A 16277-nucleotide genomic window follows, 5' to 3' on the forward strand; every position below is an offset into this window, starting at 1 on the left:
TTCGCACCGGAGCAGCCTGAAGGAAAAGGGTATCACTCTGATTCACCCACTAAGGGGAAATAATGTACCAACATCATAACTGGCAGGGAGCATTACTGGATTTTCCGGTAAGCAAAGTCGTTTGCGTGGGCAGCAACTATGCAAACCACATCAAGGAAATGGGCAGTGCGACGCCGGAAGAACCGGTGCTGTTTATTAAACCTGAGACGGCGTTGTGCGATATCCGCCAGCCGTTGGTGCTTCCTGAAGGGCTGGGGTCGGTGCATCACGAAGTGGAGCTGGCGGTGCTGATTGGCAGCACGCTGCGTCAGGCGACCGAAGAGCACGTGCTCAAAGGGATCGCGGGCTACGGCGTGGCGCTGGATCTGACCCTGCGCGATCTACAGGGCAAGCTGAAAAAAGCCGGCCAGCCGTGGGAGAAGGCCAAGGGGTTCGACAATGCCTGCCCGATCTCCGGTTTTATTCCCGCCGCTGAATTCCACGGCGACCCGCAGAGCACCGCGCTGAGCCTGAAGGTGAACGGCGCTGTCCGCCAGCAGGGCACGACTGCCGATATGATCCATAAAATTGTGCCGCTGATTGCCTACATGTCGCGCTTCTTTACGCTGAAGGCCGGCGACGTGGTGCTGACCGGCACCCCGGAAGGCGTCGGCCCGCTGGATAGCGGCGACGAGCTCGAAGTCGGTTTTAACGGTTTCTCCCTGTCGACCCGCGTGCTGTAACCTCCTGTTGCCGCCTTCAGAGGCGGCAAAACTTGCATCGGCGTGCCAGACTGGTTATAAGGTGCACCCTGAATTGCAATGACGGACATCCCTATGAGCGAACAACTCTTCTGGCAACACAAAACGCTGGAGCAAATGACCGACGCGGAGTGGGAATCACTGTGCGACGGCTGCGGACAGTGCTGCCTGCATAAGCTGATGGATGAGGATACTGACGAAATCTATTTTACTAACGTCGCCTGCCGTCAGTTGAATATTAAAACCTGCCAGTGTCGTAACTATGAACGGCGCTTCGAGTATGAGCCTGACTGCATCAAGCTTACGCGGGACAATCTGCCAACCTTTGAATGGCTGCCGCCTACCTGCGCCTATCGCCTGCTGGCGGAAGGCCAGCCGCTGCCGCACTGGCATCCGCTGCTGACCGGCTCGAAGGCGGCGATGCACGGCGAGCGCATTTCCGTGCGCCATATCGCGGTGAAAGAGTCCACCGTCAACGACTGGCAGGACCATATTTTAAACAAGCCTGACTGGGCGCAGTAGCGCCCGCTGCCCGCAGCGCTAAGCAGAACGGCTAAAACAGAAAACCCGCCAACCGGCGGGTTTTCTGTTTTAGCTCAGTGGCTACCGATGATAAAGTGTTTCCGTTTGCAATTAATGGAAACATAAAATGAAAAAAATACTAATGATAGCTATTACCGGGCTCCTGCTTGGCGGATGTTCGGCGAAATACAACACAGCAGAAGTCACCAAAAGCACCGAGCTGTTGCTCAAAAACAAAATGGTCGTTATTGCTCAGCCAACAAATGGGGTTTATGAAACCAAAACATACAACGGCTCCGGGGCAGCTACGGCCCTCGCGGTCCAGTCTGCGTTCTCCCGTTATACCGACAACGTATCCATTGTCCCTGAGTGTACGACGTTGAGCTGCCTGAAGGATAAACGTCCGCTGAGCGAAGGCTATTACGTCGTGCCTCAAATACTGCATTGGGAAGACAGAGCGACAGAGTGGTCCGGAATTCCGGATAAAATTGAAGTGAAAATTACGGTCTATCACTCCGCCACGGATCGCGTGGTCGCCTCGTCCATTCTGAGTGGTAAGAGTAAGTGGGCCACTTTTGGTGGCGATCATCCTCAGGATTTATTGCCGCAACCTATTAATAGCTACGTTGCGGGCTTGTATTAATCACCACATCCAGCGGCGTTCGAATTAGCCTTTCATCCCCGTCAGAAAACCCGCCAACCGGCGGGTTTTCTGTTTTCAGCCATCGGCAGGCGGGATTACGATTTTTTGCTGTGGAACAGCCCGTTTTCGCCGTCGGCATCATCCTCAACCCAGAAGTTGATATTGAACTGGGCGTCGTCGCTTAATTCGATGCGGTGCCAGTACTGGGGCGGGCTGGTCGCAAACTGCCCGGCGTTAATCACCACTTTGACCTCCGGCTCCGTCGCCTGTTCGTCGGCGAAGCCGTAATAGGTCACCGTCCCTTCCATCACGCAGAGCTGGCCGAAAACGGCGGCGGCGGTGTTGTGGTGGGTGAGCAGGGCGGCAGGTACGTTCTCTTTGGTAAAGAAGGGCGTGGAGCGTTTAACTTTCCAGTTAGCCGGAATACGCAGGTGAGACATCATGAGCTCCTTAGCGGATGCGAATAAGATGCATTTAATATGCAACTTATTGGGCCTGACGTCAACTCGCGGCAGAGAAAAATACCCTAAAGGCGCGATACCGGCGACCGGGGTCCGCTGCGCTCAACGAACGTCGGGCAGAGGCTGCGGCCGCCCCGGGCCTTTTCATCGCCGAACCTTCGGCATCGTGGAGAGCTGTTGGAGGGCGAGGCAAAAAAAAACCTGCCAGCGATTGCTCTGACAGGTTTTACTCTTAGCGGTGCGGCTTGATTAGCGGCCGAACAGATCGCGTTTTTTCGGTTTGAACGGCTGAGCAATCAGAACCAGCACGGCCACAACCAGATAGGCGGCAAAGATCCCCACCAGCCACTGCGGCATCTCCAGCGTCAGGAACTCCCACTGACGCACGGAACAGTCACCGCTGGCCACGAACATCTGCGGCAGCCACTTATCCAGCGGCAGCCACGTTGGGAAACGGGCGGCAAAGTCGCAGGTCTGGAACGGAGAAGGGTGAAGCTGAATCATGGTATGTTCCCACGCCAGCTGCAGCCCCCGCAGGGCGCTGTAGAGCCAGATAACCAGCGCCACGTAGCGCAGCGGCGTTTTCGGGGCGATAGCGCCGACAATACCGGCTGCCATAATGCCTAATAGCGCACAGCGTTCGTAAATACACATTACGCAGGGCTGCAGCAGCATAACGTGCTGGAACCACAGCGCAACCATCTCAAGCGCGAAAGCGGTGAACGCCATCAGGAGCCAGGCTCCGCGTCCTCTTGAGCACTGGTTTAAATATCGCAACATAGTCTTTTCCCTGAAAAATGCTAAATCATGGCAGTGTAAACGAAAACCGAACCGACGCCAGCAGCTAGTCCGAAAATATTACGTAAAAATATTGCACATCCGGCGATAGATCCCGGATGTGCAATATGCGTCAGGCTCAGGGAAGCTGCGGCGTCACGAGCCAGCCGTTTTCGAGCATCCACTGCGTCGCCGGCATCAGCGTAAACTCGACGCACAGCAGCCCGACCAGGGTCATCACGATGGTGTAAGGCAGCGCCATCCACACCATTCGCCCGTAGGAGAGGCGAATCAGCGGCGCCAGGGCGGAGGTCAGCAGGAACAGGAATGCCGCCTGGCCGTTAGGCGTGGCGACCGAAGGCAGGTTGGTGCCGGTATTGATAGCGACCGCCAGCAGCTCAAACTGCGGCAGGCTGATGGTGCCCTGCTGGAGCGCGGTTTTGGCCTCGTTGATATAGACCGTGCCGACGAAGACGTTATCGGAAATGGATGACAGCAGGCCGTTAAACAGATAGAACAGCGACAGCTGGGCGTGCGGCGACGCCTGCAGTACGAACTGGATCACCGGCGAGAACAGGTGCTGGTCGATGATTACGGCGACCACGGCGAAAAAGACCGTCAGCAGCGCGGTGAACGGCAGCGCCTCGGTAAAGGCTTTACCGATAGCGTGCTCGTCGGTCACGCCGGAGAAGGTGGTCGCCAGAACGATCACCGACAGACCGATCAGCCCGACCTCCCCAAGATGCAGGGCCAGCGCGGTTATCAGCCAGATGCCGATAATCCCCTGAGCGATAAGCCGCAGGCGATCCTGACGGCTACGCTGCTGGCGGCTGCGGTCGTCGTAATCCTGCAGAACCTTACGCACCGCCAGCGGCAGCGGTTCTCCGTAGCCGAACAGGCCGAACTTCTCCACCAGCAGGCAGGTGAGCAGGCCGCAGACGATGACCGGCAGCGTCACCGGCGCCATGCGTAAGAAGAACTCGCCGAAGTGCCATCCGGCCGCTTTGGCGATGATCAGGTTTTGCGGTTCGCCCACCATGGTCATCACGCCGCCCAGCGCGGTACCGACGCCCGCGTGCATCATCAGGCTGCGCAGAAAGCCGCGGAACTGCTCCAGCACGTCGCGATAGTGCTGGTCGATGTGGCTATCGTCCAGCAGATCGAGATCGTCGGGCCGCGCGGAGGCCACGCGATGATAAATGCCGTAAAATCCCACCGCGACGCTAATCACCACCGCCACCACGGTTAACGCATCGAGGAAGGCGGAGAGGAACGCCGCTGCCAGGCAAAAGGCCAGCGACAGCAGCATCTTGCTGCGGATACCCAGCAGCAGGCGGGTAAAGATAAACAGCAGCAGCTGCTTCATAAAGTAGATCCCGGCCACCATAAATATCAGCAGCAGGAGCACCTCGAGGTTGCCGGCGATCTCATCGCGAATATGTTCTGCGGTGGTCATCCCGATAAATACCGCTTCGATAGCCAGCAGGCCACCGGGCAGCAGCGGATAGCATTTGAGCGCCATCGCCAGGGTAAAAATAAACTCAACCACCAGCAGCCAGCCGGCGATGAACGGATTGAGATAGAACGCCAGCGGGTTAATGATTAAGAAAACAATTAAGGTGAGCTTATACCAGTCCGGAGACTGGCCAAGAAAATTACGCCACAGGGCGCGGCCATAAGACATTTCCACGACAGACATCCTTCCCCGTCAAATATTGACATGAATTTACGTATTGCGATTGGCAAGACTACCAGCTGAGCAAAAGGGGAAGCAACCTGGTTCGCATCGCGCCCAGCCTTTGTCAAACGCGAAGAGCAAAATCTCAAAATGAAACGGCGATCCCTTTTTAATTACTTCCAGGCGCTATCTGCCCTATAGCGGCTCTGGTATGATGAGTAGAATTTGCAACGCTGTGTAATGGAAATCTTACTATGGTCATTAAGGCGCAGAGCCCTGCGGGTTTCGCGGAAGAGTACATCATTGAAAGTATATGGAATAACCGCTTTCCCCCGGGCACCATTCTCCCCGCCGAACGTGAGCTTTCTGAACTTATTGGTGTGACCCGTACGACCTTACGCGAAGTTCTGCAACGTCTGGCCCGTGACGGTTGGTTAACGATACAGCACGGCAAACCGACGAAGGTGAACAATTTCTGGGAAACGTCGGGTCTGAATATTCTCGAAACGCTGGCGCGCCTCGATCACGACAGCGTCCCGCAGCTGATCGATAACCTGCTGTCGGTGCGGACCAATATCTCCACTATCTTTATCCGCACGGCCTTCCGTCAGCATCCTGAAAACGCCCTGCAGGTTCTCGCCGCGGCGCGTGAGGTGGAAGACCACGGCGATGCGTTTGCCGATCTCGATTACGGCATCTTCCGCGGCCTGGCCTTTGCCTCCGGCAACCCGATCTACGGCCTGATCCTCAACGGCATGAAGGGCCTGTATACCCGCATTGGCCGCCACTATTTCGCCAATCCGGAAGCGCGCAGCCTGGCGCTGGGCTTCTATCACCAGCTGGCCAAAGTCTGTGAAGAAGGGCAGCACGAGCAGGTTTACGAGATAGTCCGTCGCTACGGGCATGACAGCGGTGAAATCTGGCATCGTATGCAGAAAACGCTGCCGGGTGATTTAGTCATCGGTATGCGCTAAGTCCCGCAATAAGATAAAAAAACGCCCGGCGATTATGCCGGGCGTTTTGCTTTATGCGATTTAACGCCGCGCGATTTACAGCGCGTTTTGCCGCGGCGGGCTGCGCTCCAGCAGTTCGATGCTGCCATCGGCATTTTGCTGCTCCAGCAGGATGTCGAATCCCCACAGGCGATGGACGTGCTTGAGCACCTCACGGCGCCCCTTATCCAGCGGTACGCGGTTATGCGGCACGTAGCGCAGCGTCAGCGAACGGTCGCCGCGAAGGTCGACGTTCCACACCTGAATATTCGGCTCAAGGTTGCTCAGGTTGTACTGGGCGGAAAGCTTGGCGCGAATCTCCCGATACCCCTCTTCGTTATGGATAGCGGAAATCTCCAGGTAGTTGTGATGGTCGTCGTCGAGCACCGTAAAGAAGCGGAAATCACGCATAATTTTCGGTGACAGGAACTGGCTGATAAAGCTCTCATCCTTGAAGTCGCGCATGGCAAAATGCAGCGTCTCCAGCCAGTCGGAGCCGGCGATGTCGGGGAACCAGTATTTGTCCTCCTCGGTCGGCGACTGACAAATGCGCTTAATGTCCTGGAACATGGCAAAGCCCAGCGCGTAGGGGTTAATCCCGTTGTACCACTGGCTGTTATAGGGCGGCTGGTAGATAACGTTGGTGTGGCTGTGCAGAAACTCCAGCATAAAGCGTTCCGTCACCTTGCCTTCATCGTACAGGTGGTTAAGGATCGTGTAGTGCCAGAAGGTCGCCCAGCCTTCGTTCATCACCTGCGTCTGCTTCTGCGGATAGAAATACTGGCTCACCTTACGCACGATACGCAGGATTTCACGCTGCCATGACTCCAGCAGCGGCGCGTTCTTCTCCATAAAGTAGAGCAGGTTTTCCTGCGGCTCAGAAGGGTAGCGGCGCGCGGTTTCGATGGCTTTCTCTTCTTCCCGCTTAGGCAGGGTGCGCCACAGCATATTCACCTGGCTTTGCAGATACTCTTCCCGGCTTTTCTGCCGCGCCTTCTCCTCCTGCAGCGAGATTTTCTGCGGACGCTTGTAGCGGTCGACGCCGTAGTTCATCAGCGCGTGGCAGGAGTCGAGCAGTTTCTCCACCTCATCAACGCCGTAACGCTCCTCGCACTCGGTGATGTATTTGCGGGCGAAGATCAGGTAGTCGATTATCGAGCTGGCATCGGTCCAGCTGCGGAACAGGTAGTTATTCTTGAAAAAGGAGTTGTGCCCGTAGCAGGCGTGGGCCATTACCAGCGCCTGCATGGTAATGGTGTTCTCCTCCATCAGGTAGGCGATGCAGGGGTTAGAGTTGATGACAATTTCGTAGGCCAGCCCCTGCTGGCCGTGCTTATACGCCTGCTCGGTTTCGATAAATTTCTTACCAAACGACCAGTGCGGGTAGTTGATTGGCATTCCGACGCTGGAGTAGGCATCCATCATCTGCTCGGAAGTAATGACTTCGATCTGATGCGGATAGGTGTCGAGACGGTACAGCTTCGCGACCCGGTCAACCTCGGCGAGGTAGGTTTCCAGCAGTTCAAAAGTCCAGTCGGGTCCATCGCTTAAACGAGTCGTGTCCCTGTTTATGGAATCAATCGTAGCCATTAGCGCGCCCTCATTGTCGGTGACTCTCTCTATACGGAGAGCCTCACAACAAGCATAGAACACGGCTCGGCAAACTGCGCCTGCGGACAATTTCTTTTCTTCGCGATTTAGCAATCTTAAAGGCCTGGTTTAGCCTTTCACGCAGAATTTTATTCTGAGGAAAAATGAAGCGCAGCAGGAGATAGTAAATCTTCGGGGGCAGGGCTGGTGCGGTTCGCTGTGAGATAAGTCACCATAAATAAAGCGTATGTTGAATAATATTTTCAACTGAGTTATCAATTTGTAATCAGATGATTGTTCTTTAACTATTACGGAGTCGCTATGCGAGTCGTCATACTGGGAAGTGGGGTGGTTGGGGTAGCTAGTGCATGGTATTTAAGTCAGGCAGGGCATCAGGTGACGGTTATCGACCGCCAGCCGGGGCCGGCGGAAGAGACCAGCGCCGCCAATGCCGGACAGATCTCCCCGGGCTACGCCGCACCCTGGGCCGCGCCCGGCGTGCCGCTGAAGGCCATTAAGTGGATGTTCCAGCGCCACGCGCCGCTGGCGATCGGCCTTGACGGCACGCAGTTCCAGCTAAAATGGATGTGGCAGATGCTGCGCAACTGCGACACCCGCCACTATATGGAAAACAAAGGCCGCATGGTACGTCTGGCGGAGTACAGCCGCGACTGCCTGAAGGCGCTTCGCGAAAGCACCGGCATCCAGTATGAAGGGCGCCAGGGCGGGACGCTGCAGCTTTTCCGTACCGAAAAACAGTATGAGAACGCCACCCGCGATATCGCCGTGCTGCAGGATGCCGGCGTGCCGTATCAGTTGCTGGAGGCGAAACGTCTGCGGGAAGTCGAACCCGCTTTAGCCGAGGTCAGCCACAGGCTGACCGGCGGCCTGCGTTTGCCGAACGATGAAACCGGCGACTGCCAGCTGTTTACCACGCGCCTGGCGGCGATGGCGGAGCAGGCGGGCGTTACCTTCCGCTTCAATACCTCGGTTGACGCGCTGCTGTACGAAGGAGAGCAGATCGCCGGCGTGAAGTGCGGGGATGAAATTGTCAAAGGCGATGCCTACGTCATGGCCTTTGGCTCCTACTCGACGGCGATGCTGAAAGGGCTGGTGGACATTCCGGTCTATCCGCTGAAGGGCTACTCGCTGACGATCCCGATCGCCGAGGAGGACGGGGCGCCGGTATCGACTATCCTTGATGAGACTTACAAAATTGCGATTACCCGCTTCGACCAGCGGATCCGCGTCGGCGGGATGGCAGAAATCGTCGGCTTTAATAAAGAGCTGCTGCAGCCGCGTCGCGAAACGCTGGAGATGGTGGTGCGCGATCTGTTCCCGCGCGGTGGCCACGTAGAACAGGCGACCTTCTGGACCGGCCTACGTCCGATGACCCCGGACGGCACGCCGGTGGTCGGGCGCACGCCGTATAAAAACCTGTGGCTCAATACCGGGCACGGCACTCTGGGCTGGACCATGGCATGCGGCTCAGGACAACTTTTGAGCGATTTAATTTCGGGTCGCACTCCGGCTATTCCGTACGACGATCTTGCCGTCGCCCGCTATAGCCCGGGCTTCACTCCGGCACGTGCTCAGCACCTGCACGGCGTTCACAACTAAGGAGTTTTCATGTCCCGTCCGGTACTGGCCAGCATTGATTTGTCGGCCCTGCGGCAGAATTTGCAGATTGTCCGGCGCGCGGCTCCTGGCTCGCGGCTGTGGGCGGTGGTGAAAGCCAACGCCTACGGCCACGGCCTGGCGCGCGTGTGGAATGCGCTCAGCGGCGCAGATGGCTTTGCGATGCTGAATCTTGAAGAGGCGATCCTGCTGCGCGAGCAGGGCTGGAAAGGGCCGATTCTGCTGCTCGAGGGCTTTTTCCACGCTGACGAGCTGGCGCTGTTTGATAAGTATCGCCTGACCACCAGCGTGCACAGCAACTGGCAAATCAAGGCGCTGCAGCAGGCGAAGCTCCACGCTCCGCTGGATATCTACGTTAAGGTCAACAGCGGCATGAACCGGCTGGGCTTTATGCCGGAGCGCATCCATACCGTCTGGCAGCAGCTGCGGGCGCTGGGCAACGTCAGCGAAATGACGCTGATGTCGCACTTTGCCGACGCGGAAAATCCGCAGGGCATCGTCGAGCCGATGCGCCGCATCGAGCAGGCGGCGGAAGGGCTGGCGTGCTCACGCTCGCTGGCGAACTCGGCGGCGACCCTCTGGCACCCGGAAGCGCATTTTGACTGGGTCAGGCCGGGGATCGTGCTGTACGGCGCCTCGCCGTCCGGCCAGTGGCAGGATATCGCCAACAGCGGCCTGAAGCCGGTGATGACCCTCAGTAGCGAGATTATTGCCGTGCAGAACCTGAAGGCGGGTGAGTCGGTGGGCTACGGCGGCCTCTACCGGACGACGGAGGAGCAGCGGATTGGCATCGTGGCCTGCGGCTATGCCGACGGCTATCCGCGTATCGCGCCGGCGGGAACGCCGGTGCTGGTTGACGGCGTGCGCACCACGCTGGTGGGGCGCGTGTCGATGGATATGCTGGCGGTAGACCTCACGCCATGCCCACAGGCCGGGATCGGTGCGCCGGTCGAACTGTGGGGCAAGGAAGTGAAAATCGACGACGTGGCCGCCGCCAGCGGTACCGTCGGCTATGAGCTGATGTGCGCTCTGGCGCCGCGCGTCCCCGTTGTGACGGCGTAACTTTCCGTGAGGCGGATCACTCCGCCGATCATATGTGCCGGTATTTCAATAAGTTACTGAAATACCGGAATTTCGATAACCTCAAACTACCCGCCAAAACCCGCCATTACTCGGCGGGTGTGGACACTTTGTGGATCGCCCCTTCTGCAGACAAAATAGACCCGAAGCTTGATCGGGGTTATTCGCATTAAGTGTATCAGCTCAGATTTGAGTTGATAGTTTTTACTGGCAGTACACAATCGAATCTGACAGTCTGCTTTGAGCTGTGAGTTCAATGGGTCGATGCAACGCTATCCTTAATCAAGGGGGACGTTGCTATGAAACGAAGAACTCGGATTAACTACACGCCAGAGCAGAAGGCAATTATCTGGGACAGATATAAGCAAGGTGATTCTCTACATGATATCGCCAGAATGTTTGACAGATATCATTCTTCCATTATGCCCACTATCCACCAGACAGGCGGCTACCGTCCTCCCGTGCGAAAACGGCACCGATTAGCGCTTTCGCTTGATGAAAGAGAGGAGATATCCAGAGGGCTGGTAGCAAAACTCAGTATCAGAGCCATCGCCGCCAAATTATCAAGAGCGCCCTCAACGATTAGCCGCGAGGTCAGGAGGCACGGTGGTGCAAAACAATACCGTGCAGCAAAAGCCGATGCTACTGCGTGGGAAAATGCGCTGAGACCAAAACCTTGCAAGCCAATTGAAAGCCCCGCATTGTGTAAAATCATTGCAGAGAAGATGCATCAGGACTGGTCACCGGAACAGATCGCCGGTTGGCTGACACGCTGTTATCCGGATAATCAGGAAATGCATGTGTCACACGAAACGATTTATAAAACGCTTTTTATACAAACCCGGGGAGCATTAAAAAAAGAGCTGCAGCAATGCCTCAGAAGCGGAAGAGCAGTGCGTAGATCCAGAACGTCATCGCTTAAAGGGAAAGGATTAGGGTCAATCCCGCACACGATACCTATCAGCGAAAGGCCACCTGAGGCCGCTGACAGGGCCATTCCAGGTCACTGGGAAGGTGACTTGATTCAGGGCTCGAAAAACTCCTATATCATCACCCTCGTAGAACGTCATTCCCGTTTTGTTATGCTGGCAAAGATCAGAGACAACAAGACCATAACGGTTATATCTGCACTCATCAGACAAGCCCGGGAATTACCTGCTGAGCTTTATAAAACATTAACTTGGGATCGTGGCGCTGAAATGACCAGCCACACACGATTTACTGTAGCGACAGACATTCAGATTTATTTTTGTGATCCTCAATCTCCCTGGCAACGTGGCTCAAATGAAAATACGAACAGATTGCTCAGACAATATTTTCCAAAAGGAACTGACTTATCGGTTCACAGCCAGCAAAGACTTAACAGTGTTGCCAGACAGCTCAACGAAAGGCCGAGAAAAACGCTAGACTATGAATCACCCGCAGAACGGTTCAATAAGTGTGTTGCGTCCATCGGTTGAACTCACAGCGAAAAGCGGACATAAGGCTCCAAAATAGAAAAAAATAGCCAGATTCGGTAGTAAAGGCTAAATTGAATTCAGGATAACTGGTATGACCACACAGGTAAGGCTCTTAAAATGAATTCGATAATCATACCCATCAATCAAGGCGGATTTCTGGCTGCCACGGTTTGGGAGAGAAGCAATGCTAAAGCATTGGTTATTGTTCACCCGGCAACGGCGGTTGTGCAGGAATTCTATAAGGGATTTGCAGAGTATCTTTTTAACAGAGGATTCAGTGTTCTCACTTATGATTACCGCGGCACGGGTCTTTCGAAGTCCGGGAGGGTCTGTCATTACAACATCTCAATGTCGGACTGGATCGAGCAGGACGTCGGATGCATAACAGCATGGGCTAAAGAGCGTTTCCCGGGCGTTAGCCTGCTGGCAGTAGGGCACAGTGTGGGAGGTCATGCCGTTCTGCTTTCGTCTGCCACCCAATCTTTGCAGGCCGCGGTCATTGTGGCCTCACATGCTGGTGTGACGAGCACGATAAAACAGACGGTAGAAAAAATGCGAGTCTGGTGCTTATTGCGTGTCCTTGCCCCGGTTCTTTGCAGTATCTTCGGCTATATGCCTGCCAGGCGCCTGGGGCTCGGCGAAGATTTACCGGCTCCGGTGATGCGTCAGTGGGGGCGCTGGAGCGCAATGCCGGGGTATTTCTACGACGATCCAGACTGGAATGCACGCCAACGGGCTGGTGAGATAACGTTACCCGTACTGGTGATGGGTTTTGATGACGATCCGTGGGCTAACCCGGAAGCTATTGCACGGTTGTTGGAGCCAGTGCAAAACGCAAAATTAGAACGCCGCGACATACGGTGCGCAGATTTTGGTTTGTCATCCATTGGTCATATGGGCTTTTTTCGTGCGCGATGTGCGGAGAAATTATGGCCTGTCGTCGGTCAATGGCTCGAGAGTCAATGCCCGGATTGAACGAAGTGTGGGCATTAAGTCCTGAGTCCTCCCGGATTAACGTCCGTTGTTGGCACAGGGCCGCTGTTGCAGCCCTGACAACCTTAGACTTCAATCGATTCAGAGATCTCTAACGCATCATCTACTTCAATGCCCAGATAACGGACTGTGCTTTCCAGCTTCTTATGGCCCAACAAAAGTTGGATCACCCGAAGATTCTTGGTTTTCTTGTAGATCAGGTAAGGTTTTGTTCTTCTCATGGAATGAGTGCTGTAAAGCGAATCTTCGAGACCAAGCTTTTCTATCCACCCATGAAAGATCCGGTTGTATTGACGTGTTGATATGTGCTGGTTAGTTCCGACCCGAGACCGGAACAAGAAGTCTTTACTGCGCAAATTGCCAAGCTTTATCAATGCAGCAACAGCTTCTCTTGTCCCTTTGGTTATCTCAAATTGCACAGGGCTACCGGTTTTCTGTTGCAACACCGTTGCTCTGCTTGAAACCGAGCTACCATATGCCACATCAGATACTTTGAGTTTGACCAGATCACAGCCTCGAAGCTTACTGTCCAGGGCCATATTGAACAGAGCTAAATCGCGCGTTTTACCTTCCAGTTCAAGCCGGATTCGGATCCCCCAGATATGAGATATCTGAAGTGGTCTTTTTTGGCCGATGATACGGTATTTGTTCCACGGTGACGTGTTCATACTCAAATCTCCTGCAATGTGGGAGATTTGAGTATGGTTGTCCCTTATGAGCGATAAGCTGAAATTAACGTCATGCAAAGGAAGCAAAACACAATCCAACAGCCACTGCATACCAAGTTCACCATTTAAATCAATACACTGTGAGAATGACCGTGTTGCGAACATTTCCTCAGGGTAAATTTGTTCAGATTACGCTCAAATTTAAACCTGAAGGGATGGGAAAATAATGGCGTATGCAAATCTTAGGGCAAAAAAAGTCCAGACTTTATATCTGGACTTAGATATCAATTTAGGTGGCAAATCAATTATGGCGTAACTATGTCGAACCAGAATTCGAACTTGTCCATATAGCCCAGCATTTCATTGAGCTTATCGGCGTTACCGGTGATTTTCGCGTCGCCTTTATCGACGGCCTGTTTCAGCGTCTCCTCTTTGAGGATGATCTTATTCAGGGTGGCGCGGTTGAGAGCGATAGTGGTATCGGCATCTTTTGCTTCCGCGTTGGCGGTATGGTTCAGTACGCCGTTTTCCAGCTCCAGCTTATACTTGCCGCCGTCGCTGCCGAGATCGATATTAAAGACCGATTTCGCGTTACCCGCTTTCTCGCCATTGATATGTACCGCCAGATAGTCGAAGAACATTTCCGGGGTCATCGCGCGCACGGTAAGTTTATCGATCGCACTGAACGCAACGCGAATACTAAGATCCATCGTCGTCATCCTCCTTGTCATGGTTGCCGCTTCTGATAGCCGCCCGATCGCGCCAGGCTATCAGCTCGCGCAGCTCCATGCCGTACATCTCGGAGGGCGGCCAGTGAAAAACTACAGCGATGTCGGCGATCAGGTCGTCGACACCGGAAATAACCGCTTCTCTTATTTGCTCGCCGTCGCCGCCTCGTTCGGTGCGGACGGCGCCGTTTTCGTCAAAAAAGGCGCCATCTCTTCGCACAGCGCAGTGAAATCGCCGGTGGTCATAGTGGCGATATCAGAAGCGGTAAGCTGCGGACTGGTCACGCGCGTGAACAGCGTGGACACTGCGTCATAGTCGAGGTTGAGCACATCAACGAGCCGCAAGCCGCGAAGCGATCCGGCCTGTTTGATGGTGTCATTGATGGCGACGGTTTTGATTTCCTGATCGCCGCGTTTAATCGGCTGGCTAAGCGTTACAGACATAGTGATTTCTCCAGGCGGCCAGCTGACCGCCGTTGATAGTGAAAAACGAGAGGGTTACTGGCCGAGGCCCAGCGCGGACGCAATGCGATCCGGGTAGAGGCTGTTGCCGTTGCGCTTGTAGATAAAGTTCAGCAGGTCGATTTCCAGCAGCGGCTTATCGTCTACCGACTCCTTGTAGTAGGTGTTTTTGATGGCGTAGGTGTGGTTAGTATCATCACCCTGTTTCGCCTCACCCGGATCAATCTCAGTGATGCGCCCACGCATTTCGACTTCCAGCAATGAGCTGCTTCCGCCGCTGTAAATCTCACCCACGAAGCGCAAGCGCAATTCGTCGATATCGCCACCCCATTTCAGGATCAGCTCTTCGACCACACCGCCAACAATCATCGTCGCATCCAGCGCGCCGGCATCTAAGCCGAGATCGGCCGCTACCGCGCCGAGCATGCCGCCGCCCTGGTAGTCTTCCGTTTTCCGGGTGAGCTTCGGGAGCGTGACGCTAGGTACTTTCCCGATGAAGTTTTCCCCGTCAACAAAGAGGGTAAACAGCCGGAGTTTTTTAGGAATAGCCATTTACGCACCTCCCAGCGATGCAAAAGCCGGTTCGTAATACTGATCGGTGAAGGTCTGGATCAGCGTCAAATCTTCCAGCGGCGGCACCGGGCTGTAGTTGTAGCGCACGACCGCCTTACCCTGGCGCAGGCCAGTGGTTGGGTTGTCGACGATATCAAACCAGCAGTTGGCCCCAATCAATTTGCCCGCGGTGACCAGCGCCTGAAGTTTGGCGTTAATCCCGCTCACCACGTCTTTCACGTTTGCCGGGGTCAGCGGGGTATCTACAGTGGTGAACTGCGCTTCCGCGATGCTGTCGGCGAGGATCTGTGCTGTTCGGGTGTACACCTCGAAGATATATTCTTCGGTGTCGGTGGTGCGGCTGCCCCAGAACCGGAAGCCGTCGCGCTTGATCAGCGTGGTGATTTCGTGGGCGTTCAGCTCGTTGGCGTCGGAATCTTCCGCCTGCAACGCCCAGAACACGTCTTTGGAAATCCCCAGCACATTCTTAACCGCCACATTGGACAGCGATTTATGCCAGCCCTGCTCGTTGTCGATCAGCGCACGCAGACCCAGCGCATAAGCGACGGCGGGGAATTCCTCGTTGTCACCGGTCAGCGGGTTATAGGCGATGAAGTTCGGCCAGATCAGCATGCCTTCACGCTCCGCAAACGTCTCGCGGTAGGTTTTAGTCTCCGCAATGGTGTCGCAGCCGTCGCAGTAGCTGTATGAGAACGCCCGCAGCTGCTTCGCGATAACACGCAGTTGCGCGGTCACCTCTTCGGTGTCGTACATCGGCACGCCGAGAATGCGCGGACGGTATCCGGTTTTTTGCTCTGCCGTCAGCAGTGCATACATACCGGTATAGCTCCCGTCGGCCTGAGTGCCGCCAATAACGAGCTGCGATTGCGTTGGCTCATTTTCTCCGGCTTTAGCTTCCGCGACGCGAACGACGATTACGCGGGTGCTAACCTGGTCGGAAATGGCCTTCAGCGATTTATACAGAGAGCCGGTTTTGCCGGCCTTACCCAGCACGCTAATCACCCGCGTGATAAGTACCGGCGTATTTAGTGGAAAGGCGAGAGGGTCGGCATCTTCAGCAACCGCGACCAGGCCAATAACCGTCGAGTCAACGTCGTTGATCGCGGTCTGGAGGTCGGTGTCTTCTTTAGTGCGCGCCCCGTGGAAAAAGTTGTCGGTCATACTCTACCGCCATCATGTTGAGTGAGTTCGGGGTGATAATCCCTAAATTTTCCGGCGTCGTCTTGCGCCGCTGGTTGTGAGCGTTCCGTGACAACAAAAAGCCGTCGCCAG

17 protein-coding genes and 1 pseudogene are annotated in these 16277 nt (G+C 55.2%); 8 read left to right on the forward strand and 10 right to left on the reverse strand.

Features of this window, described 5'->3' with window-relative positions; translation table 11 throughout:
* Positions 1-62 precede the first annotated feature (62 nt).
* The 3 genes from RTE01_RS09870 to RTE01_RS09880 all read left to right on the forward strand — a co-directional run bounded on the left by RTE01_RS09870 (position 63) and on the right by RTE01_RS09880 (position 1905).
* Positions 63-722 carry a fumarylacetoacetate hydrolase family protein gene (locus RTE01_RS09870; protein ID WP_134526658.1) on the forward strand — a complete coding sequence of 220 codons (660 nt, stop codon included), beginning with the start codon at positions 63-65 and terminating at the stop codon, positions 720-722.
* 93 nt (positions 723-815) lie between these two features.
* Positions 816-1262 carry a YcgN family cysteine cluster protein gene (locus tag RTE01_RS09875; protein ID WP_041146176.1) on the forward strand — a complete coding sequence of 149 codons (447 nt, stop codon included), beginning with the start codon at positions 816-818 and terminating at the stop codon, positions 1260-1262.
* Between the two features lie 127 nt (positions 1263-1389).
* A complete protein-coding gene (locus RTE01_RS09880; protein WP_134526655.1) occupies positions 1390-1905 on the forward strand; it encodes a DUF4823 domain-containing protein in 516 nt (171 codons plus the stop codon).
* Between the two features lie 95 nt (positions 1906-2000).
* On the opposite strand, the gene RTE01_RS09885 is transcribed toward RTE01_RS09880, so the two are convergent.
* The 3 genes from RTE01_RS09885 to nhaB all read right to left on the reverse strand — a co-directional run bounded on the left by RTE01_RS09885 (position 2001) and on the right by nhaB (position 4833).
* A complete protein-coding gene (locus tag RTE01_RS09885; protein WP_041146175.1) occupies positions 2001-2345 on the reverse strand; it encodes a DUF1971 domain-containing protein in 345 nt (114 codons plus the stop codon).
* Between the two features lie 270 nt (positions 2346-2615).
* The gene (gene dsbB, locus RTE01_RS09890) at positions 2616-3146 is read right to left on the reverse strand and encodes a disulfide bond formation protein DsbB (RefSeq protein WP_041146174.1); all 531 of its coding nucleotides are present in this window, start codon (positions 3144-3146) and stop codon (positions 2616-2618) included.
* A 136-nt stretch (positions 3147-3282) separates the two neighbouring features.
* Entirely contained in the window at positions 3283-4833 is a 1551-nt protein-coding gene (gene nhaB / locus RTE01_RS09895; RefSeq protein ID WP_115192406.1) for a sodium/proton antiporter NhaB, read from the reverse strand.
* Between the two features lie 242 nt (positions 4834-5075).
* Here nhaB and fadR point away from each other — a divergent pair, with 242 nt between their 5' ends.
* Positions 5076-5795, forward strand: a complete 720-nt coding sequence (gene fadR, locus RTE01_RS09900; protein ID WP_041146172.1) for a fatty acid metabolism transcriptional regulator FadR — start codon at positions 5076-5078, stop codon at positions 5793-5795.
* Between the two features lie 75 nt (positions 5796-5870).
* Here fadR and RTE01_RS09905 read toward each other — a convergent pair whose 3' ends face one another.
* Entirely contained in the window at positions 5871-7403 is a 1533-nt protein-coding gene (locus RTE01_RS09905) for a SpoVR family protein (RefSeq protein ID WP_041146171.1), read from the reverse strand.
* A gap of 321 nt (positions 7404-7724) precedes the next feature.
* On the opposite strand from RTE01_RS09905, the gene RTE01_RS09910 reads away from it, so the two are divergent.
* The 4 genes from RTE01_RS09910 to RTE01_RS09925 all read left to right on the forward strand — a co-directional run bounded on the left by RTE01_RS09910 (position 7725) and on the right by RTE01_RS09925 (position 12556).
* Positions 7725-9023, forward strand: a complete 1299-nt coding sequence (locus tag RTE01_RS09910) for a D-amino acid dehydrogenase (RefSeq protein WP_115192407.1) — start codon at positions 7725-7727, stop codon at positions 9021-9023.
* A gap of 9 nt (positions 9024-9032) precedes the next feature.
* Positions 9033-10103, forward strand: a complete 1071-nt coding sequence (gene dadX / locus RTE01_RS09915) for a catabolic alanine racemase DadX (RefSeq protein ID WP_134526652.1) — start codon at positions 9033-9035, stop codon at positions 10101-10103.
* A 317-nt stretch (positions 10104-10420) separates the two neighbouring features.
* On the forward strand, positions 10421-11581 hold the full coding sequence (locus RTE01_RS09920) for an IS30-like element ISCfr4 family transposase (protein WP_134526649.1): 1161 nt from the start codon (positions 10421-10423) through the stop codon (positions 11579-11581).
* A 117-nt stretch (positions 11582-11698) separates the two neighbouring features.
* Positions 11699-12556, forward strand: a complete 858-nt coding sequence (locus tag RTE01_RS09925) for an alpha/beta hydrolase family protein (RefSeq protein ID WP_134526646.1) — start codon at positions 11699-11701, stop codon at positions 12554-12556.
* A gap of 83 nt (positions 12557-12639) precedes the next feature.
* Here RTE01_RS09925 and RTE01_RS09930 read toward each other — a convergent pair whose 3' ends face one another.
* The 6 genes and pseudogenes from RTE01_RS09930 to RTE01_RS09955 form a co-directional block, all read right to left on the reverse strand.
* Positions 12640-13242, reverse strand: a complete 603-nt coding sequence (locus RTE01_RS09930; RefSeq protein WP_134526643.1) for a site-specific integrase — start codon at positions 13240-13242, stop codon at positions 12640-12642.
* A gap of 305 nt (positions 13243-13547) precedes the next feature.
* Positions 13548-13907 (reverse strand): annotated as a pseudogene (locus RTE01_RS09935) (alkyl sulfatase C-terminal domain-containing protein); the annotation flags it as partial.
* Between the two features lie 34 nt (positions 13908-13941).
* On the reverse strand, positions 13942-14118 hold the full coding sequence (locus tag RTE01_RS09940; RefSeq protein ID WP_101869148.1) for a GpE family phage tail protein: 177 nt from the start codon (positions 14116-14118) through the stop codon (positions 13942-13944).
* Entirely contained in the window at positions 14115-14414 is a 300-nt protein-coding gene (locus tag RTE01_RS09945; RefSeq protein WP_134526641.1) for a phage tail assembly protein, read from the reverse strand. Before RTE01_RS09945 ends, RTE01_RS09940 begins: the two co-directional genes overlap by 4 nt.
* Before the next feature lie 54 nt (positions 14415-14468).
* Positions 14469-14984 carry a phage major tail tube protein gene (locus tag RTE01_RS09950; RefSeq protein ID WP_134526638.1) on the reverse strand — a complete coding sequence of 172 codons (516 nt, stop codon included), beginning with the start codon at positions 14982-14984 and terminating at the stop codon, positions 14469-14471.
* Positions 14985-16166: a phage tail sheath subtilisin-like domain-containing protein gene (locus RTE01_RS09955; RefSeq protein ID WP_134526635.1), complete on the reverse strand. Its 1182-nt coding sequence runs from the start codon at positions 16164-16166 to the stop codon at positions 14985-14987.
* Between the last annotated feature and the right edge of the window lie 111 nt (positions 16167-16277).

The sequence above is a fragment of the Klebsiella terrigena genome, assembly GCF_006539725.1.
Lineage (GTDB): Bacteria > Pseudomonadota > Gammaproteobacteria > Enterobacterales > Enterobacteriaceae > Klebsiella > Klebsiella terrigena.

What these genes read in the sequence shown, in the direction of transcription:
- dadX (WP_134526652.1), top strand. Translation starts at nt 9,033, where the DNA reads ATGTCCCGTCCGGTACTGGCCAGCATTGATTTGTCGGCCCTGCGGCAG.
- RTE01_RS09870 (WP_134526658.1), top strand. Translation starts at nt 63, where the DNA reads ATGTACCAACATCATAACTGGCAGGGAGCATTACTGGATTTTCCGGTA.
- RTE01_RS09930 (WP_134526643.1), bottom strand. Translation starts at nt 13,242, where the DNA reads ATGAACACGTCACCGTGGAACAAATACCGTATCATCGGCCAAAAAAGA.
- fadR (WP_041146172.1), top strand. Translation starts at nt 5,076, where the DNA reads ATGGTCATTAAGGCGCAGAGCCCTGCGGGTTTCGCGGAAGAGTACATC.
- RTE01_RS09885 (WP_041146175.1), bottom strand. Translation starts at nt 2,345, where the DNA reads ATGTCTCACCTGCGTATTCCGGCTAACTGGAAAGTTAAACGCTCCACG.
- RTE01_RS09920 (WP_134526649.1), top strand. Translation starts at nt 10,421, where the DNA reads ATGAAACGAAGAACTCGGATTAACTACACGCCAGAGCAGAAGGCAATT.
- RTE01_RS09945 (WP_134526641.1), bottom strand. Translation starts at nt 14,414, where the DNA reads ATGTCTGTAACGCTTAGCCAGCCGATTAAACGCGGCGATCAGGAAATC.
- RTE01_RS09875 (WP_041146176.1), top strand. Translation starts at nt 816, where the DNA reads ATGAGCGAACAACTCTTCTGGCAACACAAAACGCTGGAGCAAATGACC.
- RTE01_RS09950 (WP_134526638.1), bottom strand. Translation starts at nt 14,984, where the DNA reads ATGGCTATTCCTAAAAAACTCCGGCTGTTTACCCTCTTTGTTGACGGG.
- RTE01_RS09905 (WP_041146171.1), bottom strand. Translation starts at nt 7,403, where the DNA reads ATGGCTACGATTGATTCCATAAACAGGGACACGACTCGTTTAAGCGAT.
- RTE01_RS09925 (WP_134526646.1), top strand. Translation starts at nt 11,699, where the DNA reads ATGAATTCGATAATCATACCCATCAATCAAGGCGGATTTCTGGCTGCC.
- RTE01_RS09955 (WP_134526635.1), bottom strand. Translation starts at nt 16,166, where the DNA reads ATGACCGACAACTTTTTCCACGGGGCGCGCACTAAAGAAGACACCGAC.
- RTE01_RS09880 (WP_134526655.1), top strand. Translation starts at nt 1,390, where the DNA reads ATGAAAAAAATACTAATGATAGCTATTACCGGGCTCCTGCTTGGCGGA.
- dsbB (WP_041146174.1), bottom strand. Translation starts at nt 3,146, where the DNA reads ATGTTGCGATATTTAAACCAGTGCTCAAGAGGACGCGGAGCCTGGCTC.
- RTE01_RS09910 (WP_115192407.1), top strand. Translation starts at nt 7,725, where the DNA reads ATGCGAGTCGTCATACTGGGAAGTGGGGTGGTTGGGGTAGCTAGTGCA.